Source organism: Kitasatospora sp. YST-16 (genome assembly GCF_026802215.1).
In the GTDB taxonomy this organism is placed as follows: Bacteria; Actinomycetota; Actinomycetes; order Streptomycetales; family Streptomycetaceae; genus Kitasatospora; species Kitasatospora cineracea.
This window is the reverse complement of sequence record NZ_CP113837.1, coordinates 2,911,297-2,935,375: the sequence shown is the minus strand read 5'-3', so window position 1 is coordinate 2,935,375 and position 24,079 is coordinate 2,911,297. Positions and strand designations below refer to the sequence as shown.

General features: G+C 74.6%; 27 protein-coding genes. 14 read left to right on the top strand and 13 right to left on the bottom strand.

Going from position 1 to position 24,079, the window contains the following annotated elements:
* The first annotated feature begins 20 nt into the window (after positions 1–20).
* The 4 genes from OU787_RS13305 (at position 21) to hemB (ending at position 5,107) form a co-directional block, all read left to right on the top strand.
* Positions 21–1,427: a glutamyl-tRNA reductase gene (locus tag OU787_RS13305; RefSeq protein WP_268659432.1), complete on the top strand. Its 1,407-nt coding sequence runs from the start codon at positions 21–23 to the stop codon at positions 1,425–1,427.
* 41 nt (positions 1,428–1,468) lie between these two features.
* Positions 1,469–2,443 (top strand): hydroxymethylbilane synthase, encoded by a 975-nt coding sequence (gene hemC, locus OU787_RS13300; RefSeq protein ID WP_268659431.1) that lies wholly within the window; start codon positions 1,469–1,471, stop codon positions 2,441–2,443.
* Positions 2,440–4,059, top strand: a complete 1,620-nt coding sequence (locus tag OU787_RS13295; RefSeq protein WP_030457850.1) for a uroporphyrinogen-III synthase — start codon at positions 2,440–2,442, stop codon at positions 4,057–4,059. Before hemC ends, OU787_RS13295 begins: the two co-directional genes overlap by 4 nt.
* Positions 4,060–4,126: 67 nt before the next feature.
* A complete protein-coding gene (gene hemB, locus OU787_RS13290) occupies positions 4,127–5,107 on the top strand; it encodes a porphobilinogen synthase (RefSeq protein WP_268659430.1) in 981 nt (326 codons plus the stop codon).
* A gap of 40 nt (positions 5,108–5,147) precedes the next feature.
* Here hemB and OU787_RS13285 read toward each other — a convergent pair whose 3' ends face one another.
* The 4 genes from OU787_RS13285 to OU787_RS13270 all read right to left on the bottom strand — a co-directional run bounded on the left by OU787_RS13285 (position 5,148) and on the right by OU787_RS13270 (position 7,375).
* On the bottom strand, positions 5,148–5,960 hold the full coding sequence (locus tag OU787_RS13285) for a hypothetical protein (protein WP_268659429.1): 813 nt from the start codon (positions 5,958–5,960) through the stop codon (positions 5,148–5,150).
* A 122-nt stretch (positions 5,961–6,082) separates the two neighbouring features.
* A complete protein-coding gene (locus tag OU787_RS13280) occupies positions 6,083–6,340 on the bottom strand; it encodes a hypothetical protein (protein ID WP_030457847.1) in 258 nt (85 codons plus the stop codon).
* A gap of 197 nt (positions 6,341–6,537) precedes the next feature.
* Positions 6,538–6,882, bottom strand: coding sequence for a hypothetical protein (locus tag OU787_RS13275; RefSeq protein ID WP_035953754.1), 345 nt, complete (start codon positions 6,880–6,882; stop codon positions 6,538–6,540).
* 148 nt (positions 6,883–7,030) lie between these two features.
* The gene (locus OU787_RS13270; RefSeq protein WP_030457845.1) at positions 7,031–7,375 is read right to left on the bottom strand and encodes a hypothetical protein; all 345 of its coding nucleotides are present in this window, start codon (positions 7,373–7,375) and stop codon (positions 7,031–7,033) included.
* A 277-nt stretch (positions 7,376–7,652) separates the two neighbouring features.
* On the opposite strand from OU787_RS13270, the gene OU787_RS13265 reads away from it, so the two are divergent.
* Positions 7,653–8,360 (top strand): hypothetical protein, encoded by a 708-nt coding sequence (locus OU787_RS13265; protein ID WP_268659428.1) that lies wholly within the window; start codon positions 7,653–7,655, stop codon positions 8,358–8,360.
* 68 nt (positions 8,361–8,428) lie between these two features.
* Here OU787_RS13265 and OU787_RS13260 read toward each other — a convergent pair whose 3' ends face one another.
* The 3 genes from OU787_RS13260 to OU787_RS13250 all read right to left on the bottom strand — a co-directional run bounded on the left by OU787_RS13260 (position 8,429) and on the right by OU787_RS13250 (position 9,548).
* Entirely contained in the window at positions 8,429–8,812 is a 384-nt protein-coding gene (locus OU787_RS13260) for a hypothetical protein (RefSeq protein ID WP_051816501.1), read from the bottom strand.
* Positions 8,813–8,923: 111 nt separating this feature from the next.
* Entirely contained in the window at positions 8,924–9,217 is a 294-nt protein-coding gene (locus OU787_RS13255; protein WP_268659427.1) for a chaplin, read from the bottom strand.
* Positions 9,218–9,305: 88 nt separating this feature from the next.
* Positions 9,306–9,548 carry a chaplin gene (locus OU787_RS13250; protein ID WP_030457841.1) on the bottom strand — a complete coding sequence of 81 codons (243 nt, stop codon included), beginning with the start codon at positions 9,546–9,548 and terminating at the stop codon, positions 9,306–9,308.
* Between the two features lie 461 nt (positions 9,549–10,009).
* On the opposite strand from OU787_RS13250, the gene OU787_RS13245 reads away from it, so the two are divergent.
* Positions 10,010–10,249, top strand: a complete 240-nt coding sequence (locus OU787_RS13245; protein ID WP_030457840.1) for a chaplin — start codon at positions 10,010–10,012, stop codon at positions 10,247–10,249.
* A gap of 286 nt (positions 10,250–10,535) precedes the next feature.
* Positions 10,536–12,191, top strand: a complete 1,656-nt coding sequence (locus OU787_RS13240; RefSeq protein WP_268659426.1) for an RICIN domain-containing protein — start codon at positions 10,536–10,538, stop codon at positions 12,189–12,191.
* A 7-nt stretch (positions 12,192–12,198) separates the two neighbouring features.
* Here the strand turns inward: OU787_RS13240 and OU787_RS13235 are convergent, their stop codons facing one another.
* Complete coding sequence (locus OU787_RS13235) at positions 12,199–12,657, bottom strand: DUF4291 family protein (protein WP_268659425.1); 459 nt, start codon at positions 12,655–12,657, stop codon at positions 12,199–12,201.
* A 173-nt stretch (positions 12,658–12,830) separates the two neighbouring features.
* Here OU787_RS13235 and OU787_RS13230 point away from each other — a divergent pair, with 173 nt between their 5' ends.
* The gene (locus OU787_RS13230) at positions 12,831–13,754 is read left to right on the top strand and encodes an N-acetylglucosamine kinase (protein ID WP_268659424.1); all 924 of its coding nucleotides are present in this window, start codon (positions 12,831–12,833) and stop codon (positions 13,752–13,754) included.
* 24 nt (positions 13,755–13,778) lie between these two features.
* Here the strand turns inward: OU787_RS13230 and OU787_RS13225 are convergent, their stop codons facing one another.
* Complete coding sequence (locus OU787_RS13225; protein WP_051816499.1) at positions 13,779–14,267, bottom strand: ATP-binding protein; 489 nt, start codon at positions 14,265–14,267, stop codon at positions 13,779–13,781.
* 169 nt (positions 14,268–14,436) lie between these two features.
* Here OU787_RS13225 and OU787_RS13220 point away from each other — a divergent pair, with 169 nt between their 5' ends.
* Positions 14,437–15,195, top strand: coding sequence for a GntR family transcriptional regulator (locus OU787_RS13220; RefSeq protein ID WP_030457835.1), 759 nt, complete (start codon positions 14,437–14,439; stop codon positions 15,193–15,195).
* A gap of 176 nt (positions 15,196–15,371) precedes the next feature.
* Positions 15,372–17,183, top strand: a complete 1,812-nt coding sequence (locus OU787_RS13215; RefSeq protein ID WP_268659423.1) for an alkyl/aryl-sulfatase — start codon at positions 15,372–15,374, stop codon at positions 17,181–17,183.
* A gap of 18 nt (positions 17,184–17,201) precedes the next feature.
* On the opposite strand, the gene OU787_RS13210 is transcribed toward OU787_RS13215, so the two are convergent.
* Positions 17,202–17,747, bottom strand: a complete 546-nt coding sequence (locus OU787_RS13210) for a YbhB/YbcL family Raf kinase inhibitor-like protein (RefSeq protein ID WP_268659422.1) — start codon at positions 17,745–17,747, stop codon at positions 17,202–17,204.
* 152 nt (positions 17,748–17,899) lie between these two features.
* Positions 17,900–18,679, bottom strand: coding sequence for an NAD(P)-dependent oxidoreductase (locus OU787_RS13205; RefSeq protein WP_268659421.1), 780 nt, complete (start codon positions 18,677–18,679; stop codon positions 17,900–17,902).
* Positions 18,680–18,744: 65 nt separating this feature from the next.
* Here OU787_RS13205 and OU787_RS13200 point away from each other — a divergent pair, with 65 nt between their 5' ends.
* From OU787_RS13200 to OU787_RS13190, 3 genes are read left to right on the top strand one after another with little or no spacing between them, the layout of a single operon-like run.
* Entirely contained in the window at positions 18,745–19,635 is an 891-nt protein-coding gene (locus OU787_RS13200; RefSeq protein WP_030457831.1) for a LysR family transcriptional regulator, read from the top strand.
* Between the two features lie 31 nt (positions 19,636–19,666).
* Complete coding sequence (locus OU787_RS13195; protein ID WP_198544937.1) at positions 19,667–20,026, top strand: hypothetical protein; 360 nt, start codon at positions 19,667–19,669, stop codon at positions 20,024–20,026.
* Positions 19,954–21,225 (top strand): sensor histidine kinase, encoded by a 1,272-nt coding sequence (locus tag OU787_RS13190; RefSeq protein ID WP_051816498.1) that lies wholly within the window; start codon positions 19,954–19,956, stop codon positions 21,223–21,225. Before OU787_RS13195 ends, OU787_RS13190 begins: the two co-directional genes overlap by 73 nt.
* Here OU787_RS13190 and OU787_RS13185 read toward each other — a convergent pair.
* Positions 21,168–22,565 (bottom strand): DUF2079 domain-containing protein, encoded by a 1,398-nt coding sequence (locus tag OU787_RS13185; protein ID WP_051816497.1) that lies wholly within the window; start codon positions 22,563–22,565, stop codon positions 21,168–21,170. The two genes, OU787_RS13190 and OU787_RS13185, sit on opposite strands and share 58 nt — an antisense overlap.
* A gap of 101 nt (positions 22,566–22,666) precedes the next feature.
* Between OU787_RS13185 and OU787_RS13180 the strand changes: the two genes are divergently transcribed.
* Positions 22,667–23,335, top strand: a complete 669-nt coding sequence (locus tag OU787_RS13180) for a response regulator transcription factor (RefSeq protein WP_030457828.1) — start codon at positions 22,667–22,669, stop codon at positions 23,333–23,335.
* A gap of 12 nt (positions 23,336–23,347) precedes the next feature.
* On the opposite strand, the gene OU787_RS13175 is transcribed toward OU787_RS13180, so the two are convergent.
* Positions 23,348–23,836: a hypothetical protein gene (locus tag OU787_RS13175; RefSeq protein WP_030457827.1), complete on the bottom strand. Its 489-nt coding sequence runs from the start codon at positions 23,834–23,836 to the stop codon at positions 23,348–23,350.
* Positions 23,837–24,079 lie beyond the last annotated feature (243 nt).

The following is a 24,079-nucleotide window of genomic DNA, read 5'->3' as shown; positions in this document are numbered from 1 at the left end:
CGTCACGACGAGGTGGGGGCATGAGTCTTCTGGTAGTCGGTCTGAGCCACCGGACCGCGCCGGTCGGCGTGCTGGAGCGCGCCGCGCTCACCGGCGACAGCCCGGCCCGGGTGCTGCACGAGGCGGCCGCGTCGGCGACCGTCGCCGAGGCCGCGCTGGTCAACACCTGCAACCGGATCGAGCTGTACGCCGACGTGGACAAGTTCCACGCGGGCGTCGCCGAGCTGTCCCAGCTGCTCGCCGGGCACAGCGGCGTCGACCTGGACGAGCTCACCCCCCACCTGTACGTGCACTACGAGGACCGCGCCGTCCACCACCTGTTCTCGGTGGCCTGCGGCCTGGACTCCATGGTGGTCGGCGAGGGCCAGATCCTCGGCCAGCTGCGCGACGCGCTGGCCAAGGCCCAGGAGGAGCACACCGCGGGCCGCGGCCTGAACGAGCTGTTCCAGCAGGCCCTGCGGGTCGGCAAGCGCGCCCACAGCGAGACCGGCATCGACAAGGCCGGCCAGTCGCTGGTCACCTTCGGCCTGGAGCAGGTCGCCGCCGGGGCCGGCCCGATCGTCGGCAAGCGCGCCCTGGTGGTCGGCGCGGGCTCGATGAGCTCGCTGGCCGCCGCCACCCTGGTCCGCTCCGGCGTCACCGACCTGCTGATCGCCAACCGCACCCCGGCCCGCGCCGAGCGGCTGGTGGAGATCCTCGGCGGCGCCGCCCGCACCCTGGACTTCGCCAAGGTCCCGCAGGCGCTCGCCGACGTCGACCTGGTGATCTCCTGCACCGGCGCGGCCGGCACCGTGATCGACGCCCCCGAGGTCGCCGCCGCGCTCGCCCTCCGCACCGCCGAACAACCCCTCGCCTTCCTCGACCTGGCCATGCCCCGGGACGTCGACCACGCCGTGCACGCCCTCGACGGCGCGCTGCTGGTCGACCTGGAGAGCCTCTCGCACGCGCACGCCGCCACCCCCGGCGCCGGCGACGTGGACGCCGTCTCCACCATCGTCGCGGACGAGGTCACCGCCTTCGGGCAGGCCCAGCGCGCCGCCCGGATCGCCCCGACCGTGGTCGCCCTGCGCGCCATGGCCTCCGAGGTGGTCCGCAGCGAACTCGCCCGCCTCACCTCGCGGCTGCCGGACCTCGACGAGCGCTCCAGCGCGGAGATCTCGCAGACCGTGCGCCGGGTGGTCGACAAACTGCTGCACGCCCCGACCGTCAAGGTCAAGCAGCTCGCCGCCGAACCCGGCGGAGCCTCCTACGCGGAAGCCCTGCGCGAACTGTTCGACTTGGACCCCGCGGCAGTGCACGCTGTCTCCGGCACCCCGATCGGCGCCCAGGCGGGATCCTCGATCCCGCCGGGCGGCATCCCCGCCGCCCAGGCCGCCGTCGCCCCGCCCGCCGGAGCCACCGCCCCGCCCGCCGGAGCCACCAGATGAACACCCCGTCAGCCCCCCAGCACGACCAGGACGATCACCTCATGAATGGTCAAGAGACAGTGACGCCGCTGCGCCTCGGCACCCGCCGCAGCGCCCTCGCCATGGCCCAGTCGGGCATGGTCGCGGAGGAGGTGGCCGAGATCACCGGCCGCCGGGTGGAGCTGGTCGAGATCACCACCTACGGGGACGTCTCCCGCGAGTCGCTGGCCCAGATCGGCGGCACCGGGGTGTTCGTCTCCGCCCTGCGCGACGCCCTGCTGGAGGGCCGGATCGACCTGGCCGTCCACTCGCTCAAGGACCTGCCCACCGCCGCCCCCACCGGGCTGCTGCTGGCCGCCGTCCCCGAGCGCGAGGACGTCCGGGACGCGCTGGTCGCCCGCGACGGCCTGGACCTGGCCGGACTGGTCGGCAAGAGCTCCGGCCGCACCGTCCGGGTCGGCACCGGCTCCCCGCGCCGGATGGCCCAGCTCAACGCCTGGGCCCGGGCCCGCGGCGCCGACCTGGAGACCGTGCCGATCCGCGGCAACGTCGACACCCGGATCAACTACGTCCGCTCCGGCGAGCTGGACGCCGTGGTGCTGGCCACCGCCGGACTCAACCGGCTCGGCCGCTCCGCGGAGATCACCGAGCACCTCGACCCCGCGCTGATGCTCCCCGCCCCCGGGCAGGGCGCGCTCGCCGTCGAGTGCGTCGACCCGACCCTGGCCGCCGTACTGGCCCGGCTCGACCACCGCCCCACCCGGGCCGCCGTGGTCGCCGAACGCGCCCTGCTGGCCACCCTGGAGGCGGGCTGCTCCGCCCCGGTCGCCGCCCTGGCCGCCTGGACCGGCACCGAACTGCGCCTGGACGGCGTGGTCGGCACCACCGACGGCGCCGAACTGCTCAAGATGTCCGCCAACGGCCCGCTCGTCCCCGACGAGACCGCCGAGGAGCAGGCCGCGGCCCTGGGCCGCGCCCTGGCCACCCGGCTGCTCGACACCGGAGCGGCCAACCTGATGGGGGAGCGCGCCCGATGACCGCCGCCGGATTCCACCCGCCCGCAGGGCGCTGCACCTTCCTCGGCGCCGGCCCCGGCGACCCCGGACTGCTCACCCTGCGCGCCGTCGACGTGCTCGGCACCGCCGACGTACTGATCGCCGACCCGCTGACCGCCGCCGCGGTCCGCACGCACTGTCCGACCGGCGTCCAGGTCCTCGACCCGGCCGACGCCGGCAAGGAGCTCGCCGACCTGGCCGCCGACGCGGTCAAGGCCGGCCGCCACCTGGTCCGCACCGTCGACGGCGACCCCGGCCTGGACGGCTGCGCCGCCCAGGAGATGCTGCGCTGCGCCCAGGCCGGCGTGCCGTTCGAGGTCGTCCCGGGCGTCGCCCAGTCGGTGGGCGTGCCCGCCTACGCGGGCGTGCCGCTGCGCGGCGGCCAGGGCGCCGACGTCCGCTTCGTGGACGCCGAGGCGCTGCTGGCCGGCCAGGTCGTCGACCTGGGCGCGCCGGAGACCACCCTGGTGGTCCGCACCACCCTGGGCCAGCTGCCCGCGACCGCCAACTCCCTGGTGGCGCACGGCCGCAAGCCCGACGCGGCGCTCTCCGCGACGCTGTCGGGCACCACCACCCGGCAGCGCACCTTCACCTCCACGCTGGCCGCCATCGCCGCCGACCTGAAGGCCGCCCGGGTGCTGCCCTCGCCGGTCTCCGCCCCGGTGGACCCGGCGACCTCGGTGATAGCCGTGGTGGGCGAGCAGGTCGCCCACCGGGCCTCGCACTCGTGGTTCGAGACCAAGCCGCTGTTCGGCTGGAACGTCCTCGTGCCGCGCACCAAGGAACAGGCCCACGGCCTGTCCGACCAGCTGCGCTCGTACGGCGCGGTGCCGCAGGAGGTGCCGACCATCGCGGTCGAGCCGCCGCGCACCCCGCAGCAGATGGAGCGGGCCATCAAGGGCCTGGTCACCGGACGCTACGAGTGGATCGCCTTCACCTCGGTCAACGCCGTCAAGGCCGTCCGGGAGAAGTTCGAGGAGTACGGCCTGGACGCCCGGGCGTTCGCCGGGATCAAGGTCGCCGCGGTCGGCGAGACCACCGCGCAGGCGCTGGTCGACTTCGGCGTCAAGCCCGACCTGGTGCCCTCCGGCGAGCAGTCCGCCGCGGGCCTGCTGGAGGACTGGCCGCCGTACGACCCGGTGTTCGACCCGATCGACCGGGTGCTGCTGCCGCGCGCCGACATCGCCACCGAGACCCTGGTGGCCGGCCTGGTCGAACTCGGCTGGGAGGTCGACGACGTGACCGCGTACCGCACGGTGCGCGCCTCGCCGCCGCCGGCCGAGACCCGCGAGGCGATCAAGGGCGGCGGCTTCGACGCGGTGCTGTTCACCTCGTCCTCGACCGTCCGGAACCTGGTCGGCATCGCCGGCAAGCCGCACAACGTGACCGTCATCGCCTGCATCGGCCCGGCCACCGCCAAGACGGCGGAGGAGCACGGCCTGCGGGTCGACGTGATGGCCCCGGCCCCGTCCGCGTCCGCGCTCGCCCAGGCGCTGGCCGACTTCGGGGCCACCCGCCGGGACGCCGCCACCGCGGCGGGCGAGCCGGTCTACCGGCCGAGCGAACGCCGCCCCGGCTCGCGCCGCAAGGCGCGCTGACCCTCGGTCGGGGGAGGCCCTCGGGCCTCCCCCCGACGCATTCTCCGCGACCCAGGGAGCCTTCGAAGTGTCCGCCGAATTCCCGTCCGTCCGCCCGCGCCGGCTGCGCTCCACCCCGGCGATGCGCCGCCTGGTCGCCGAGACCCGGCTGCACCCGGCCGAGCTGGTCCTGCCCGCGTTCGTCCGCGAGGGGATCACCGAGCCGAGGCCGATCACCTCGATGCCGGGCGTGGTCCAGCACACCCGGGACACCCTGCGCCGGGCCGCCGTCGAGGCCGCCGAGGCCGGGGTCGGCGGCATCATGCTGTTCGGCGTCCCCGAGGTGCAGGACGCGGTCGGCTCCGAGGGCACCAACCCCGAGGGCATCCTGCAGCTCGCCATCCGCGACGTGGTCTCCGAGGTCGGCGACCAGCTGGTGGTGATGTCCGACCTGTGCCTGGACGAGTACACCGACCACGGCCACTGCGGGGTGCTCGCCGAGGACGGCTCGGTCGACAACGACGCCACCCTGGAGCGCTACGCCGAGATGGCCGTCGTCCAGGCCGACGCGGGCGTCCACCTGGTCGGCCCGTCCGGGATGATGGACGGCCAGGTCGCGGCGGTCCGCAAGGCGCTGGACGCGGCCGGGCACCGGGACACCGGCATCCTCGCCTACACCGCCAAGTACGCCTCGGCGTTCTTCGGCCCGTTCCGGGAGGCCGTCGGCTCCTCGCTCAAGGGCGACCGCAAGACCTACCAGCAGGACCCGGCCAACGCCCGCGAGGCGCTGCGCGAACTGGAGCAGGACCTCGCCGAGGGCGCCGACCTGGTGATGGTCAAGCCCGCGATGGCCTACCTGGACATCCTGCGCCAGGTCGCCGACGCCTCCCCGGTGCCGGTCTCCGCGTACCAGGTCTCCGGCGAGTACGCGATGGTCGAGGCCGCCGCGGCCAACGGCTGGATCGACCGCGAGCGGACGATCATGGAGACCCTCACCTCGATCCGCCGGGCCGGCGCCGAGCAGATCCTCACCTACTGGGCGGTCGAGGCCGCGGGCCTGCTGGGCTGACGGGGCGTCAGATTCGTCAGGTGCGTCAGGTGCGCCGGGATCAGGCGGACTTCGGGAAGTCCTTCCGCTTGATCTTGGCGCGCCGACCGTCCGGGTGGTGGAAGACGATGCCCTCGGCGAGCGCGCCCGGCGCGAACCGGCTCTCCAGCTCCGCCAGGTGCTCCCGCAGGCCCCGGTAGCTGCGCGGGACCTCCTCGTACACCGGCGCCTCGCGGTCGAACGGCAGGCACAGGTGGGCGTCCAGCCCCAGCGGGTTGCCCTGGATCCGCGGTCCCAGCGCCTCGCACGGGTGCTCCCCGTCCGGCCAGCCGGCCACCTCGGTGCCGCGGGCGGCGGCCAGGATCCACCTGTCCTCGGCGGCGTCCTCCGCGGTGTCGACGTACCAGCCGTCGACGATGCCCAGCTTCTTCTGCGCGGCGCTCGGGTTGCGGCGCTTCTCCACCCGCACCAACTGCCCCGAGCGGACGGTCAGTCGGACGTTCGTGCCGTCCAGCTTCTCGGTCGCCGTGCCCTCCCCGGCGAACACCCAGGCGCACTCGGCGCGCGGGCGGTCCACCACCCGGAAACCGGCGTCCCGCTCGAACAGCGTCGGGATCTTCTCCATGGTCGCCATCCCCCTCCGTACCTGACCGACGAGCTCCTCGGGCGTGACCGTCCCCGCGGCCAGGCCCGCGGCCAGCGCGCGGACCAGGTCCGCGACCGACACCTCCGCCTCCACGGCGACCCGCTTCAGCGCCTTCTTCTCCTCCGGCGACACCCAGGCCACCAGCCGGGACCAGCCCTCCGGCGGCACCCAGCGGGCCAGCTTCTCCGGGTCCTTCCTGGGCCTGCCGCGGCCGCGTTTCTCCTCCACGGGCGTCGACGGTAGGTCAGCTTTTCCCTGGTGTCAATTGGCATAACGGAAAATCGGCGCGGGCACGACGAAGGGCGCGGCGGCCGTGAACGGCCGTCGCGCCCCGGGGTGTTGACGTCGGGTCAGCCGATGTCGACGATGCCGCCCTCGCCGCCGCCGACGGCGGTGTCGGTGGCCCAGCCGTAGCCGCCGCCCGCGGTGAAGATGTGGGAGGTCTCGGCGAAGCCCGCCCAGTGGCCGGCGACGAAGGGCTCGTCGGCGGTGGCGACACCCTCCTGGCCGCCGCCGACGGCGACGTGCGCGTAGGCGGGGGCGGCGATGCCGGCCAGTGCGAGGGCGGCGACGGAGGTGACGACGACCTTGCCCAGCTTGCTCTTCATGGGGGTTCCTCTCTGCGTCAGGGTGGTTCTACGGGAACACAGCGGTGCGGCTGGATCGGCGCTGCACGCGCCCACCGGTGCTCCGATCACCCGATCGCGCCGCAGACGAACGGGTTTCCGGGAGCGGCCGGAGACATGGAACCGCCGGGCCCGCGGGATCGCTCCCCCGGACCCGGCGGTCGGTTGCGACCGGAAGGTCAGCCGATCAGGTGGCTGACGCCACCGTCGCCGCTGCCCACGGTGTTCTGGCCGACGACGCAGGTCTGCGACGGCTGGTTGTTGAGGACACCGGCCTCGACCGGCACCGCGACACCGATGACGGCGACGGCGATGTTGTGGACCTCGGGGAGGCAGAGGTTCGGGTTGTCCAGGGTGTGGAAGTTCGGGCTGTGGTTGCCCGAGGTGCCGGTGGCGTTGGTGCCGCCGTTGCCCTGAACCGAGGTGGCGGCGCCGTCCGCGTCGCCGATGGCCATCGCCGGGGAGGCGATCGAGGCGAGACCGGCGGCGGCGATGCCGGCGGCGGCGAGAGCCTTCTTGATCATTGGGTTTTCCTTTTCGGATCTGATGGAGTGGAGCAGCGGACCGACGCGTGGCTCGCGCCCGGTCCTGACCGCCGGGCCGGGGGAGCGGACCGGGCGGGTCGTGCTGCGCGGAGCGTGGGGCTCCGCGCCGGGGGGCAGTGGCGGTGGGTCAGCCGACCAGGTGGGAGACGCCGCCGTCACCGCTGCCGAGGGTGCCCTGGCCGACCACGCAGGTCTGCTTGGGCTGGTTGTTGAGCGCGTCCACCTCGACCGGGACAGCCACGCCGAGCACGCCGACGCCGATGTTGTGGATCTCCGGGAGGCAGATGTTCGGGTTGTCGGCGAAGTGGAAGTTCGGGCTGTTGTTGCCCCAGGTGCCGGTGGCGTTGGTGCCGCCGTTGCCCTGGATCGAGCCGGCCGAACCGTCCGCGTTGCCGATGGCGACGGCGGGGGTGGACACCGCGGCGAGCGCGGCGGCGGCCAGGCCGACGGTAGCGAAAGTCTTCTTGAGCATGGTGGAGATGCCTCTCTGAAATGCTGTTCGAGGGGTGCTGCCCCGTCGTCGTCGGGATCAAAGAATGGCGGCACGGAAAGTTACGGGGTCCGGAGGAAATTCGTCATCGGTCACCGGTTTACCCGCGCGCCGGTCGGATTTTCGTCGGTGCGGAGATCGGATTATTCAGCCGTTCCGGTTAACTCCCGCTATCCGCGAGGGAGCTGGCTCGTTCGCCAGGGTGCCCACCAGGCACTCGAACCCATTTCCCGAACTCCCCGAACGAACGGCGAACAGCATGAAGCTCTCCAAGCGGGCGACCGGCGCCCTGCTGCTGGCGGTCGGCGCCGGCGTGGTGGCGGCGCAGGGCGCGGCCCAGGCCGCTCCGAAGACCCCGGCCGAGGTGGCCGCGATCGAGAACGGCCTGGCCACCCAGGAGGTGCCGTTCAGCATCCCGCTCAGCGCGGCCACCGCCCCGCTCCCGCTGCTGCCGGACGGCGGCGAGGTGCACGGCGGGATCCCGACCTCGCCGCTGATGCCGCCCACCGGGACCGACCAGAGCCCGACCCGGCCGATCCCGGACCACGTGCTGCCCGCGCTCAACGGCGGCAAGGCCGGCCCGTCGCTGGGCGCGGTGCTCCCGCTGCCCGAGGTCGACCGCGGCGCCGAGCTCGGCACCCTCGGCCTGGACGCCCCGGCCGCCCCGCTCAACCTGGGCGGCCCGGCGGTCGGCCTGGGCCAGCCGGTCTCCTTCGTGGAGGGGCAGGGCGGTCAACTCACCGACGCCGCACTGACCCTGGACAAGGTCGACCCGCACCTGGTGACCGCGCCGGTGCAGGCCGTCCCGGGCGCGAGCGCCTCGCTCGGCGGCCAGCAGGACCGGATCTCGGTCACCGACTCGGTGCGGAACCTGGCCGCCACCACCACCGCCGCCACCGGCGAGATGATGAACCAGGCCGACCCGGTGGGCATCCTCGCCAGCGGGCTGGACCGGACGCAGTTCTGACGGCCGGTCGGACACGGCGGAGCGGCCCGGGCCCCTCGCGGGGAGCCCGGGCCGCTCCGCGTCCGCGCTCAGCCCGGCAGCACGCCGAGCAGCGGGCCGGCCAGCGGGAGGTCCTTCGCGCCGCCGCCGCCGGACAGCGGCGCGGTGAGCGGGGCGGTGCCGACCGGGGCGACGCCGTTGTCGGGGACGACCGCGACGCCGTTGTTCAGCACGTCCGCACCGGAGCCGGCCCACGGGTCGAGCCGCAGGTCCTTCACCGGGGCGACGGCGTAGCCGAGCGCGCCGGTGGTGCTGCCGACGGCCTGCTGGGGGTCGGTGTTCTGCAGGTGGGTGGTGGGCACGGGCAGCCCGCCGAGCGTCTCGGTCTCGGCGTGCGCGGCCTGGGCGGTGACGCCGCCGAGCAGCACGGCGGCGCCGAGCGCGGCCACGGCGCCGGTGGTCTTCCGGGTCATCGGCCAATCCTTCGGGGTGAGTGGAGCGGTGCTCCAGGGGGAACGCGCGCGGCCCCCCGGCCGCGGGGCCGAGGGGCAGTCTGCACGGGGTTACCGATCAGCCGGGGCCGTTCAGCAGTCGTCGCCGACCGGCGGCTCGTGGTGCTCGTGGTGCTCGGCCGGCACGTCCACGTTGGCGCAGGTGTTGCCGAACGCCGGGTTCAGCAGGCCGATGACGTTGATCGAGTTGCCGCAGACGTTCACCGGGACGTGCACCGGGACCTGCACCGCGTTGCCCGAGAGCACGCCGGGGGAGTTGGCGGCGACGCCCTCGGCGCCGGCGGAGGCGTTGGCCAGACCGGCCGAGCCGAGGACCAGGCCGGCCGCGGCGGCCGACAGGACGGCGGCCTTCTTCACGTTCTGCATGGGGGTTGATCTCCTAGATCACACAGGGAGTTGGTGCGCCGCACCGCACCCGGGGGTGCGGTGCGGCGCGGGCGCTGCGTCAGGCAGTTCAGCCGACGTTGGCGCAGGAGTTGCCGAACGCCGGGTTCAGCAGGCCGATCACGTTGACGGTGTTGCCGCAGACGTTGACCGGGACGTGCACCGGGACCTGGACCAGGTTGCCGGAGAGCACGCCGGGGGAGCCGGCGGCGACGCCCTCGGCGCCGGAGGAGGCGTTGGCCAGGCCGGCCGAGCCGAGGACCAGACCGGCGGCGGCGACGGACAGGACCGCGGCCTTCTTGAAGTTGCGCATAGCTCTCTTCCTCACGTTCTGCCCGACTGATGGATGGTCGGGTGCCGGGCGATCGCATCATCGCCCGCGGTTTTCCGGATGCGCCGTGAATGTCACTCACGCGGCCCAACTGCCTCGTGTCGCCCATGGCTCGGGCGACGCGTGCCGCGTCGGGGTGCGCCGGCGGCTGCCCACTCACGGCTGGGGGCGGTCGCTTGGCGGCGCGTCCAGGGCGGCCCGGGGGCTGCCTGTGGAGCGGTGTTCGTGAGGAAGAACGAGCCGATGCGGCCGGGGAAACGGGCGGATTCCGCGAACTCCCCCGGGCGTCACCCGAATGCGCGGATTAGGCCGAGTGGGTGATTGTTCGGGGGCGTCCGCAACTGTGCCGGAGCGGTTTCGTTGGCCTGGTGCACGTCCCGTGTGCTTCCTTCCGGCAGCCCCCGGCGCGGCAATTGGAAGATCTGATTTATCGAGGAGACTCAATGAGCATCAAGAAGGCCGCCGCCGTCGGCGCCGCTGTCGTGGGCATCGTCGCCGCCGGTGCGGGCTCCGCCATGGCGAGCAGCGGCGCCGAGGGTGTCGCCGCCGGTTCCCCCGGTGTCGCCTCCGGCAACGAGATCCAGGTTCCGGTGCACATCCCGGTCAACCTGTGCGGCAACTCGATCGACGTGATCGGCGCCCTGAACCCGGCGTTCGGCAACTCCTGCGCCAACGTCGGCTGACGCACGGCCACCAGTCGGCCGAGCCGTCGTCCGCACCCTCCTGGCGGGGTGCGGACGGCGGCTTGTGCGTTTTCCCGGGCCGCGGCTCCGTTCCTCCGGGCCGCGGCTCCGCTTTTCCTGGCTGGGGCGCTGACGGACCGTCATGCTGCCGCGAGTCTTGTTGTGTTACCTGTCAGTACCTAGCATGTGAGCCTGCCTCATGTTCGCCGGGCCCCCGGCCCGGCACCCGTGCTCCGCGCCGCCCGGCAGCCGCCGGGCGATCCCCCACCCTCGCAAGGAGTCATGAGTGTCCAGGTCACTCCTCGGCCGAGCGGCCCGCCGCCGCCCGCCCGCGCTGCTCGCCACCGCCGCCCTGCTCGCCGCCCTCGGCCTCGGCACCGGCCTCGGCGCGGCCGACGCCCGAGCCGCCTCCGGCAGCCCGGGCAAGCCCGCCGCGATCGTCGCGCTCGGCGACAGCGCGATATCCGGCGAAGGCGCCGGCACCGACACCAACGACGACTACGTCCCCGGCACCGACACCCCCACCAACTACTGCCACCGCTCCACCCGGTCCGAGATCTTCGTGACCCAGCTGCCCGGCGTCACCCCGATCGACCTGGCCTGCTCCGGCGCCCAGACCGGCGACCTGGTCAGCGACCCCGAACTGGCGAAGATCACCGGCCCCGGCAGCGGCGACTTCGGCGAACCCAAGCAGGACGTCCAACTCGCCGCCACCGCGGGCAAGTACGACGTCAAGATGGTGGTCGTCACGATCGGCGCGAACGACGACTTCGAGTTCGCCGGCATCATGATGTCCTGCCTCGCCCAGTACTTCCCGGTCCCGCAGTCCCAGGGCTGCCGGGACACCATCGGCAGCGCCGAGATCACCCGCCGGGCCGCCGGGGTCAAGCCCAAGGTGACCGCCGCGCTCACCAACATCCGCAACACCATGCGGAAGGCCGGCTACTCGGACGACTCCTACCAGCTGGTCTACCAGTCGTACTTCAACCCGATCACCCCCGACATCCGGCGCAACGACTACGCCGGCAAGGTCGCCGACGGCTGCCCCGCCTTCCCCGAGGACCTCGCCTGGGGCCACAACTGGGTCGTCCCCACCCTCAGCGACGCCCTGCGCGAAGCCGCCTCCGGCGTCCCCGGCGTCCGCTACCTCGACCAGCGCCGGGTCGCCTTCGGCCACGAGGTCTGCGCCGAGTGGACCAGCTCGCCGTACGAGTACACCAACGGCGACGTGATCGACCTCTCCGAGAAGACCCGCAACGGCTGCGACAGCCCGATCTCCATCCCGGGCCTGTGCATGAACAACGTCCGCCAGTCGTACCACCTGCGGGTCGCCGGGTACGCCGCCGAGGCCGCCTGCCTGCGGCAGTTCTACCAGCAGGCCGCGCTCGGCCAGGCGTTCTGCTCGCTCAACCAGCAGGACGGCACCTCGATCACCCCGCTCACCCCCGGCAAGCCGTTCCCCGACGCCCCCGAGGACGGTGCCTGGTACCAGCTCGCCAACCAGTCCGACGGCAAGGTCCTCGACCTGGCCGGCGGCGGCAGCTACGGCGACTCCACCAACGGCCGCACCGCCATCACCTACGCGCCCACCGGCGGGCTGAACCAGTCCTTCGTCTTCGAGGCCAAGGCCGGCGGCTCCTACGAGCTCGACTTCAGCGGCAACCGCGACATGTGCCTCGACGCGGCCGGCGCCGCCACCGCCCCCGGCACCAAGATCCAGCAGTGGCGCTGCACCGGCGGCGGCAACCAGCACTGGCTGCTGCAGCCCGTCGGCGACGGCACCTACAAGCTCGCCGACTCCCAGGACCCGACCAAGCTCGCCACCGCCACCACCCAGACCGACGCCCAGGGCAACCGCCTGGTCCAGCTCGCCGCCGACAACGGCTCCGCCGCCCAGCACTGGCAGCTCACCAAGCTCGGCATCGTCTACCTGCACGGCTGACGACCCGTCAGGACACCCCCAGCCGGGCGGCCGCACCCGAAGGCACCGGGTACGGCCGCTCCGGCGGCAGCAGCGCCAAGTCCCGCGTCGCGTGCAGCGCGCGGGCCAGCGGCGTCAGGTCCTCGATCCGCACCAGCCACTCCCCGGCGTAGCGCTCCACCAGCGTGCCGCCCAGCCCCAGCTGCAGCGAACGGTGCCCCAGCGGCCGCAGGTCCAGGTCCCGCTCCGGATCCCACTGCACCCGGGCCTCGCTGCGCCGCAACTCCCGCTGCCAGGCGGCCTTCGAGGCGTGCACCCCCCGCTCGTACGAGCTCAGCACCGCCGCCTCCAGCGCGGCGTCGAACCCCTCGCGCCGGATCACCACCCCCAGCACCCGCTCCTGCCCCTCGCTCCGGGCCCAGTCGCTGCGAGGCCCCGTAGGGGCCCGGGGAACGGCGGGTCGATGCTGCTGGTGGCCGGAGCCCATCGAAGGTCCGTGCTGCTGCGTGTCTTCAACAGAACCCGAAGCCGATGCGCGCAACGGCAGTGAACCTCTCGCAGCCACGGCCCCGCCGTTCCCCGGGCCCCTGACGGGTCCCTTCGCGGGTGGGAGCATGGGGCCGGAGGTGCGCGGTGGCCGGTGGGCGGTTGGTGCTGGGGTTGGACGTCGGGGGGACCAGTACGCGGGTGCTGGTCGCCGAGTTGGACGGGCGGGTGGTCGGGCGGGCACGCGGGGACGGGGGCAACCCCGTCGCGCACGGGGCGGCGGCCGCGGCCAGGGAGATCGGGGATACCGTGCGGGCCGCGCTGGCCGGGCTGGACCCGGCGCGGGTGGCGGCCGGGGTGCTGGGGCTCGCGGGCGGGCTGGTCGCGCGGCCGGAGTTCGGGCCGGTCTGGGACGGCCTCGGGCTGGGCGCGCACCCGGTGCTGGTGAGCGACGTCCTGCTGGCGCACGCCGCGGGCACCGCCGCGCCTGACGGGCACGTGGTGCTCAGCGGGACGGGCGGGATGGCCGCCGAGGTCCGCGACCACCGGGTGCACCGCACCGCCGACGGGCACGGCTGGCTGCTGGGCGACCGCGGCTCGGGCGTCTGGCTCGGCCGGGAGGCCGTCGCCGGGGCCCTCGCCACCATCGACCGGGACGAGCCGCCCACCGGCCTGGACCTGGCGGTCACCGCGGAGCTGACCGGCCCGGACGGACCGGGCGACGACCCGCGCTCGGCGCTGATCGCCGCCGTCCACGCCCAGGCCCCGACCCGGCTGGCCCGGCTCGCCCCGGTCGTCCTCGACCGGGCCGGGGCCGGTGATCCGGCGGCGCTCGCCCTGGTCGACCGGGCCGCCGACCACCTGCTCGACACCCTCGCCCTGCTCCGCCCGCCCGGCTCCGCCCTCCCGGTGGTGCTGGCCGGCGGCCTGCTCACCGCCGGGACCCCGCTCGCCGCCCGCCTCCGCACCGGGCTCGCCGCCCGCTGGCCGGACGCCCCGCTGCGCACCGCCGGGAACGGCGCGGGCGCGGCGGCCTGGCTGGCCGCGCGGTCGCTGGGCCGCGGGACGGCGGAGCTGCACCGCGCGCTGACGGCCTGACACCCCTCCACCGGCGGGCCGTCCTCACGGGCAGGTCATCGCCCAGGGCGCGACCTTGCCGGGCGGGGCCTGCTGCGGGGCGCCGCCGGCGGTGTCGCCGGTGCTGCGGGCGGCTGCGCCCGGGAGGGCGATCTCGGCCCAGACCCACTTGCCGCCGCCCTTGCGCACCACGCCGTGGGCGAGGGCGAGTTCGGCGATCAGCAGCAGGCCGCGGCCGGACTCCGCGTCGCCGTCCGGGGTGCCGGGGACGGGGACGGCGGGGGAGGAGTCGTAGACCTCGATGACGGCGCGGTGGTGCAGCGGGTCGGCGTGCACGCCGACGGTGACGGCGTCCCCGGTGGCGTGGCGGACGGCGTTGCCGAGGAGTTCGGAGGTGACGAGGTCGAGGGTGAAGCGGGTGTCCTCGTCGAGCGGGGTGTTCCAGGCGGTGAGGAGGTCGCGGACCCGGCGGCGTCCGGCGGCGACGGTGGCGGGCTCGCGGGGCAGTGAGAACCATCGACGGTGGACGGACATGGCGGGCTCCTCACGCGGTTTCGCCCGATGGGCGGAGACTCGGCAGCCGATATGAGGGTATGTCAGATCCCAACATCTCTAGACAAGCTGAAATCTCTAGAGATGTCAATGCGTCAGGGACCGCCCCTGCGTAGGATGTCTAGAGAAGAGGGGAAGGAAGTCCGCCGCCATGACCAGTCACCCACGCGTCACGCAGCCCAAGTACCAGCGGATCGCCGACGACCTCAAGCGCGAGATCGACGCCGGCCGCTACCGCCCCGGCGACCGGCTCCCCGGCGAGAACGACCTGATGGCGACGTACGGCGTGGCCAGGATGACGGCCCGGCAGGCGCTCGGCGTGCTCCAGGGCGAGGGGATAGCGGAGGCCCGCCGCGGCGTCGGCGTGTTCGTGCGGGAGTTCCGGCCGATAAGGCGGCGCGGCATCCAGCGGCTGTCCGGCCGCACCTGGGGCGGCGGCGCCTCGGTCTGGTCGGCCGACATAGCGTCCCGCGAGCTGACGGTGGACCAGCTGAGCGTCACCGAGCGGGAGGCGCCCGAGCAGATCGCCGCCGTGCTGGGCCTCAAGGGCGGCGAGCCGGCCTGCGTGCGCAGCCGCCGCTTCGTGCTGGACGGCAAGCCGGTGCTGATCTCCGACTCCTACCTGCCCGCCGTGCTGGTCGCGGGCAGCCGGATCACCGACCCGGACACCGGCCCCGGCGGCACCTACGCCCGGCTCGCCGAACTGGGCCACAAGCCGGTGCACTTCCAGGAGCAGATCCGCTCCCGGATGCCCGCCGGGGACGAGGCGGAGCGGCTGGCGCTGGCCCCCGGCACCCCGGTCTTCCTGGTCCACCGGGTGGCGTTCGCCGAGGACGGGCAGGCGGTGGAGGTCAACGAGATGGTCCTCGACTCGGCCTCGTACATCCTCGAGTACGACTTCGACGCCTGAGCCCCGAGCCCTGAGCCGGCGTCGTCCGCGGCGTCCGCGGCACCGGTGTCCGGGCGGTCCCCGCTCACCGGTTCGGCGCAGCAGCCCGGGGCGGGCCGGGGCGCGGCGGCGGAGGGTGGGAGCGGGGTCTGCCCGCGAGCGGCGCGGTGCGGCCCCGCGAACCGGGAGGCGCCGAGGTGACCCACCACGACCAGTTGGACTACTCCGACCGCACCGACTTCGAGGACGCCGACCGCGGCCTGGTCGCCGGCCCCGCCACCGACACCGTCGCGGGCCCGGACGGCCGGACGGCCTGGGACTTCCGGGCCACCGACTTCCTGGCCGGGGAGCGCCCCGACACCGTCCACCCCAGCCTCTGGCGGCAGTCCCAGCTGACCGCCCGCGCCGGGCTGTTCGAAGTCACCGAGGGCGTCTACCAGATCCGCGGCTTCGACCTGTCGAACATGACGCTGATCGAGGGCGAGCGCGGCGTGGTGGTGGTCGACCCGCTGGTGTCCGCCGAGACCGCGGCGGCCGGCCTGGCGCTGTACCGGGCGCACCGCGGCGAACGCCCGGTCACCGCCGTCCTGTTCACCCACTCGCACATCGACCACTTCGGCGGCGTGTTCGGCGTGGTCGGGCCGGACGCGGACGTCCCGATCGTCGCCCCGGCCGGGTTCATGGAGCACTCGGTCGCCGAGAACGTCTACGCGGGCACCGCGATGCTCCGGCGCGGCGGCTACTACTCGGGCATGGCGCTGCCCGCCGGACCGACCGGCAAGGTCGGCATGGGCCTGGGCTTCGCCGCCTCGGAGGGCACCGCCTCGCTGATCCCGGCGACCCTGGAGGTCACCCGCACCGGCCAGGAGGAGCGCCTCGACGGCGTGCTGTTCCGGTTCCAGCTGACGCCCGGCACCGAGGCGCCGTCCGAGCTCAACTTCCACCTGCCCGAGCGCCGCGCCCTGTGCATGGCCGAGAACGCCACCCACAACCTGCACAACATCCTGACCCTGCGCGGCGCGGTCGTCCGGGACGCCCGGATCTGGTCGCACTACCTCACCGAGGCGATCGAGCTGTTCGCCGCCGACTCCGACGTGGTCCTCGCCTCGCACCACTGGCCGACCTGGGGCACCGAGCGGCTCACCCGCTTCCTGTCCGAGCAGCGCGACCTGTACGGCTACCTGCACGACCAGACCCTGCGCCTGCTCAACCAGGGCCTGACCGGCCCGGAGATCGCCGAACAGCTCGAACTCCCGCCCGCGCTGGCCGCCGCCTGGCACGCCCGCGGCTACTACGGCTCGGTCAGCCACAACGTGAAGGCCGTCTACCAGCGCTACATGGGCTGGTACGACGGCCACCCCGCCTCGCTCTGGGAGCACCCGCCGACCGCGACCGCCACCCGCTACGTCGACTGCCTCGGCGGCCTGGACGCCACCCTGGCCAAGGCCCGCGAGTACGCCGACGCGGGCGACCTGCGGTTCGCCGCCCAGCTGCTCAAGCACGCGGTCTTCGCCGCCCCCGACCGCGCCGACGCCAAGGAGCAGCTGGCGGAGGTCTTCGAGCGGCTCGGCTACGGCGCCGAGAACGCCACCTGGCGCAACTGCTACCTGGTCGGCGCCCACGAGCTGCGGCACGGCGTCCGGCCCACCCCGATCTCGGCCGGCAGCATGGCCGGGGCGCTCTCCGTCGACCAGGTCTTCGACTCGCTGGCGATCCGGGTCAACGGGCCCCGGGCCTGGGACGAACGGCTCAGCAGCGTCTGGAAGTTCACCGACCTCGGCACCGTCCACCGGGTCACCCTGCACAACGGCGTCCTGGTGCACCACGAGGCCGCCGGCGACGGCGGCCCGGCCGACCTCACCGTCACCCTCACCAAGCCGCAGCTGTTCGCCCTGCTGGCCGGGAAGGGCGCCGACGACCTCGACCTGGACGGCGACGCCACCGTGCTGGACCGGCTGTTCGCCGCCCTGGACGAACCCGATCCGTCCTTCCCGGTGGTCACCCCCTGACCACCGCCCGGCGGGAGGTCAGTCCTGGTCGGCCGGGGCCTCGTACTCGGCGACCAGGACGGCCCGGGCCAGGGCCAGGAAGCCGAGGGTGCCGCTGACCACGGCCGCCGGGGTGTCCGCGGACAGCCCGAGGGACTCCACCGGCAGGGCGTGCACGGCGAACACGTAGCGGTGCGGGCCGTGGCCGGGCGGCGGGGCGGCGCCGCCGAAGTCGTTGCTGCCGTAGTCGTTGCGGCCGTGCACGGCCCCGGCGGGCAGGCCGGGGAAGTCGCCGCCGCCCGCCCCGGCGGGCAGCTCGGTGGTGCCGGCCGGGAGATCGGTCAGCTGCCAGTGCCACCAGCCGCAGCCGGTCGGCGCGTCCGGGTCGAAGCAGGTCACCGCGAAGCTCTTCGTCTCCGGCGGGAAGCCGGACCAGCTGAGCTGCGGCGAACGGTTCCCGCCCCCGTACGCCTGCTCCGGACCGAGCCGGCCGCCGTCGGCGACGTCGGCGCTGAGCAGCGTGAAGGACGGGACGGGCCGCATGAAGTCGAACGGCAGCGGCGGCCTGGTGGCGGGCGTGGTCATCGGCAGGTTCCCCCTCGGAAGGACGGTCGGTGCCGGGCGAGCCTAGCCGCGAGTTTCCGGCTCGCCCAATGCCCTTGCGGCGTGGGAGAATTGATGCGCGAGGAGGTGCGCCGCCGGCCCCCAGTCCCTCGGTTCGTCCCCCTTCGTCCGACTCATCCCGCGGCCGCCGCGAGGTCGAGTTCGGCGCGGGCCGGGTCGGCGAGCAGGGCGGCGAGGGCGGCGGCGAAGACGGGGCCGCCCCCGGCGAGGGCGAGGTCCTTCGCGGCGAGGCGGATCGGGAAGTCCGCGTCGGTGCTGTCGACCCGGGCCATCACACCCGCCAGCGGGCCCGCGGCCAGCGCGCGGCGGGCCTGAGCGGCGGGGACGCCGAGGCGTTCGGCGACGGCCAGGGCCTCGCCGACCACGGTCACGGAGCTGACGACGGCGCCCATCACGACGAGCTTGAGGGCCGCGCCCGCGCCGGGGCCGCCGCAGCGGACCACCCGGCCGAAGCGCTCCAGCAGGGGCTGCGCCCGGTCCAGCGCGGGCTCCTCGCCGCCCGCGTAGACGACCAGCGAGCCGGCCGCCGCCGCGTCGACGCTGCCGAGCACCGGGGCGTCCACCAGGTCGACGCCGTCCGGGAGTCGCCCGCGCTGCTCGGCGACGGCGGCCGGGCCGATCGAGGACATGTCGATCCACAGCGTGCCGGGGGCCAGCGCGGGGCGGAACCGGTCCGCGACCGCGGCGACCGCCGCCGGGTCGGCGAGCATCGTCACCACCACGCCCGCGCCGCGCACCGCCTCCTCGGGGGAGGCCGCCGCGGTCAGGCCCTCCGCCCGGCCCGGGGTCCGGTTCCAGACCGTCAACTCCCTTGCCGCGCCGTCCAGTCGGCGGGCCAGCGGCAGCCCCATCCGGCCCAGCCCCAGCACTGCCACCCGCTCCGTGATCTCCATGCCGACCACGCTAGGTGCGGCACCGGGAGGCGACAAACGAATGTCCGGCATGGTAGCCATGCGAGATGGACATGGCTTGGCTGGAGGTCTTCGGCACCGCCGCCCGGCTCGGCTCGTTCACCGCCGCGGGCGAGCAGCTGGGCTGGACGCAGTCCGCGGTGTCGCGCCAGATCGCCACCCTGGAGGGCGAGTTGGGCGTGGTGCTGTTCGACCGGCTGCCCCGCGGCGTCCGGCTCACCGAATACGGGCGGACGCTGCTGCCGCACGCCGAAGCCCTGCTGGACCGGCTCGACGGCACCCGCCGCGACCTCGCCGCGCTCACCGGCCTCACCGCCGGCCGGCTCCGGCTGGGCGCCTTCGACAGCGCCAACGCCGCCCTCGTCCCGGCCGCGCTGGCCGCCTTCCGGGCCGCGCACCCGGCGGTCGCCCCGACCCTCACCGAGGGGCTCTCCGGCGACCTGCTCGACCTGCTCGCGGACGGCTCGATCGACCTCGCCGTGGTCACCGCGTACCCCGAACACCGGTACGACACCGAGCGGTTCGACCTGCACCGGCTGGCCGACGACCCGGTGCTGGTGGCCCTCCCGCGCACCCACCGGCTGGCCCGGCGCCGCCGCCTGCGGCTGGCCGAACTCGCCGACGAACCCTGGATCGCCGCCAGCCGCCGCCCCGAGGCCACCCTGCTGGCGGCCTGCGTCCGCAGCGGCTTCCAGCCCCGGATCGCCTACGAGGTGGCCGGCTGGACGGCCAAACTCGGCCTGGCCGCCGCCGGACTGGGCATCACGCTGATCCCCGCCCTGGCCGCCCGCGCGGGCCGCCCCGACCTCGCCTTCGTCCCGCTGCACCCGGACGACACCCCCGTCCGCCACGTCCACGCCGCCACCCGCCGCGGCCACCACCCGGCCCCGGCCGTCACCGCCTTCCTGCCCTTCCTGCAGGCCGCGGCCCACGGCTGACCGCCGCCGGACGGTCGCCTATCCTGACGCGATGCGCTTGCGGGGGAGGATGTCGGTGCGGGTGCGGGCCGCGCTCGGTGCGGCGGCGGCGTCGGTGCTCGCCCTGTCGCTGGCCACCGTCTGGGCCGGCGACGCGGCCTACCAGCAGTGGATGCCGAACGCGGAGGCGAAGGCGTTGCGCGAGGCCACCCTGCTGGACGATGCGATCAGGCCCCGGGAGGACCGCCCCGCCGAACCGCAGCACCCCGGCGCCCCGCCCTGGAACGACTGGCTCGGCCGACTGACCGAGGGCGGGTACCAGCATCGGCGTACGCCCTCGTGCTGGAGGACGGCAGCTGGGCCGTCCACGACCGGATCGACCCGGGGAAGTTCAAGTACCTCCCGCCGCTGACCACCCGCGAGTACGGCTACGCCGACCTGGTGCGGATCCACCTGCCCGACGGCGTCGGCTACAACATCAGCACGCCTGTCGGCCCCAACCCCACCGACCGCACCGTCACCTTCCTGCGCCGCACCGAGCCGAACAGCGGCCAGGACCTGAACGCGCTCACCGGCCGGACCGACCTGACCAGCCAGTGGGTCACCACCTACGTCATGGTCAACCCGATCGAGGCGAAGGCCGCCCGGGCCAGGGTCCGCCACATCCTGGGCTGGTACGTGGTGCCGGGCGGGTCGCTGTTCGTGGCGCTGGTGGCCTGGGCGGTCACCGGGCTGGCGCTGCGGCCGGTGGAGGCGATCCGCGGCCGGATGGCCCGGATCGGGGCGGGCGCCTTCCACCAGCGGGTGCCGGTACCGGCGGCCCGGGACGAGATCGCCGCGCTGGCGGTGACCACCAACCTCACCCTGGACCGGCTGGAGCACGCGCTGGACGAGCAGCGCCGCCTGGTCGCCGACGCCGCCCACGAACTGCGCACCCCGGTCGCGGTGCTGCTCAGCACCCTGGAAGTGGCGCTGGCCCACCCCGACCGGGCCGACTGGCGGGCGGTCGCGGAGCGCGCCCACACCGACACCACCCGGCTGCACCGGCTCACCGAGGACCTGCTGCTGCTCCACCGCAGCGAGGAGCAGCCCGCCGGGCCGGCCACCGTCGAGTGGCACGACCTGGTCGAGGAGCAGCTCGCCGAACGGGCCTTCGGCGGCGAGCGGCGGATCCGGACCGGCCCGCTCGAACCCGCCACCGTCCCCGGCACCGAGCCGCTGCTCGGCCGGGTGGTCGGCAACCTGCTGGACAACGCCGTCCGGCACGCCGCCGACGCGATCACCGTGTCGCTCCGCACGGTCGACGGCCGGGCGGAGCTGACGGTCGCCGACGACGGGCCCGGCATCCCGGCCGCCGACCGGGAGCGGGTCTTCGAGCGGTTCGTCCGGCTGGACGAGGCCAGGTCCAGGACGGACGGCGGCGCGGGCCTGGGGCTGTCGCTGGTCCGGGGCATCGTCGAGGGCCTGGGCGGCTCGGCCGAGGCGGTCGAGCCGTCCGCGGGCGCGGGCGCGGAACTGGTCGTCCGGCTGCCCCTCGACCCGTCGGACCCGGGTCAGTCGGACGACCACCGGTACACCGTGACCCCGCCCCCGGCGGCCACCTCGCGGTAGCCCGCGCCCGGCAGTTCGGCGCGGGCCCGGAGCATCTCGGCCTCGGGGAGCGGGAAGTCGCCCGGCCGGTCCAGCACGGCCACCCACTCCGCGGTCGGGCGGCCCCACGGCGCGTCCCGGCCGGGGCGGGTGAGGTAGGGGAAGAGCGAGACGGTGCAGCGCCCGGTCAGCTGGGGCGCCAGCCGGTTCGCGGCGGCGACCCGGGCGCCGTCCGGGACGGTGGCCAGCACGGCCCGGGCGTCCGCCAGTCGCGGGGGAGCGGAGCCGACCAGGGTGGCCGGAAACAGCAGCACCGCCACCACCGGCACCAGCACCGGCACCAGCGCGGCCGCCCGTCCCGGCAGCAGCGCGGCCGCCCGCCCCGGCAGCGGACGGGCCGTCAACCGGCGCTCCGGGCGCAGCAGTCGGCCCAGCCCGTCGGCCAGCGCCAGGAACAGGACCGGCATCAGGACGGCGTTGTAGTGCTGGCCGGTGCCCCAGTAGGCCGGATTGTCCGACCAGAAGCGGGCCGCCAGCGGGGGCACGGCGAGCAGGACCAGCGGCGAGCGCAGCGCCAGGAACCCGGTCGGCAGCAGCAGCACCAGCACCGTCCGCCACTTCCCGACCGGCAGCAGCAGCTGGACCAGCGGATTGCCGCCCCGCCAACTCCCGCCCGCCGCATAGGTGTACAGGCCGCCCGGGTTGTACGCGGGGATGACCACGCCCACCGCCAGCACGGTCGCGCCCACCGCCGCGAGGACGGTCGCCGCGCCCAGCCGCCGCCGACCGCGGGCGAACACGTAGACGCCGACCGCCGCCACCACCAGGCCCTGGTCCTCCTTGACCAGCAGCAGCGGCAGCGCCCACCCCACCGCGGCGCGCCACCGCCCGCGGGCCAGCGCCTCGACCGCGAAGGCGGTCAGCGGGACGGCGAACGCCACCTCGTGGAAGTCGAACCCCACCGCCGACCACAGCCCCCAGGAGAGCCCGTACCCGCAGCCGACAGCCGCCCCGCGCACCGGGCCGAGCCGGTCCACGGCCAGCCGGGCCACCGGCAGCGCGGACAGCGCCAGCAGCGCCGCCTGGGCGAGCAGCAGCGTCCGGGCGTCCGGGAACAGCCGGTAGAGCGGCGCGAGGACGGCGAGCACCGGGCTGAAGTAGTCGCCGAGCAGGTTCAGCCCGGTGCCCTTGAGGGTGGCGACCGGCGCGCCGAGCCCGGCGTAGCCGCGCACGCCCTGCTCGAAGATGCCCAGATCGAACCCGGAGGTCTCCATCCGCTGCTGGCGCACCACCGCCACCGTCCCGTACGCGCCGAACAGGGCCACCGGGAGCAGGACTTGGAACCACCGTCGGAACAGCATGGGCGCGACCGTAGGAAGACCGCGCTGAGGGACTTCTGAACGAAGCTGAAGATCCTTTCAGCCCCGCCCCGCCCCGCCGGGCCCTTGTCTAGGCTGGCCGCATGCGACTCCTACTGGTCGAGGACGAGGCGCGGCTGGCGGAGTCGCTCGCCGACGGCCTGCGTGCCGACGGCTACGCCGTGGACGTGGCCGGCGACGGCGTGAGCGGCCTGGCGCAGGCGACGGCGGTGCCGTACGCGGCCGTGGTGCTCGACCTGATGCTCCCCGGGCTGAACGGCTACCGGGTCTGCCGGGCCCTGCGGCAGGCCGAGAACCCGGTGCCGGTGCTGATCCTCACCGCGAAGAGCGGCGAGTACGACGAGGCCGAGGCACTGGACTGCGGGGCGGACGACTTCCTCCGCAAGCCCTTCTCCTACGTGGTGCTGACCGCCCGGCTGCGCGCCCTGGTCCGCCGCGGCGCGGCCGGCCGGGCCGCGGTGCTGGCGGTCGGCGACCTGGCGGTGGATCCGGCGGCCCGGCGCTGCACCGTCGGCGGGGCCGGACTGCGGCTGACCGCCAAGGAGTTCGGCGTCCTGGAGTGCCTGGCCCGGCGGCCGGACCAGGCCGTCCCGAAGACCGAGATCCTCGACGCGGTCTGGGACACCGCCTTCCGCGGCGACCTCAACATCGTCGAGGTGTACGTGGCCGCGCTGCGCCGCAAACTGGCGGCCGCCCGGGCCCGCTGCGTCATCGAGACGGTGCGCGGCGTCGGCTACCGCCTGGTGCCCTGAACCGCCGGAGCCTCAGGGCCAGACCAGGCAGTACAGCTGGTGGCCGGCCTCGTGCAGGCGGTTGGCGAAGTCCTGCCACTCGTGCAGCATCTGGTAGATGACGAAGGCGTCCCGCGGGCCGCGGCGGTCGGGGACGGTGGACCAGATGAAGGCGGCAGCGCCGAGCTCGGTCTCGTCGGCCTTGCGGAGCGGCTCGACCACGGTGTGCGGGAGCTGGACGACCGCGTAGTCCGGGTGCAGGACGACCAGTTCGAGCGGCGGGACGTGGTGCAGCGGGACGCCCTGGATGCCGGTGAGGACCATCGCGCTCATGGTCTCCGGCTTGATCTTGGTGGAGAGGTGGCCGCCGGCGGAGCCGCTGGTCTCCATCAGGTCGCCGAGCCGGCCGAGGGCGCCGAGTTCGCCGGCGTCGAGCCCGAGCCCGCCGGGGCCGAGGGCGGTGGGAACCCTGGCGGCGGTGGCGCGGTCCGGAGCGCCGAAGTACTTGTAGGTGACCCCCACTCTGCCCTCGCCCCTCCTTCCCCTGCCCGTACCCGTACCCCCGCCGGTCTCTCCGGGGCTGCGGCTGCGCCCCGCCGCCTCGTCGAAACCGTCCTGCCTCTCGGACACTCGGACCATCCTCAACGGAACTCGCCGGAATCGACAGACCCTCGCACGCTCGGTGTCCCTCCGAACATGCCCCTTACCCGCCTGTCGGCGTGCTACACGAGCGCGCGTCACTCGACCTTACCTTCGGCACAGCCC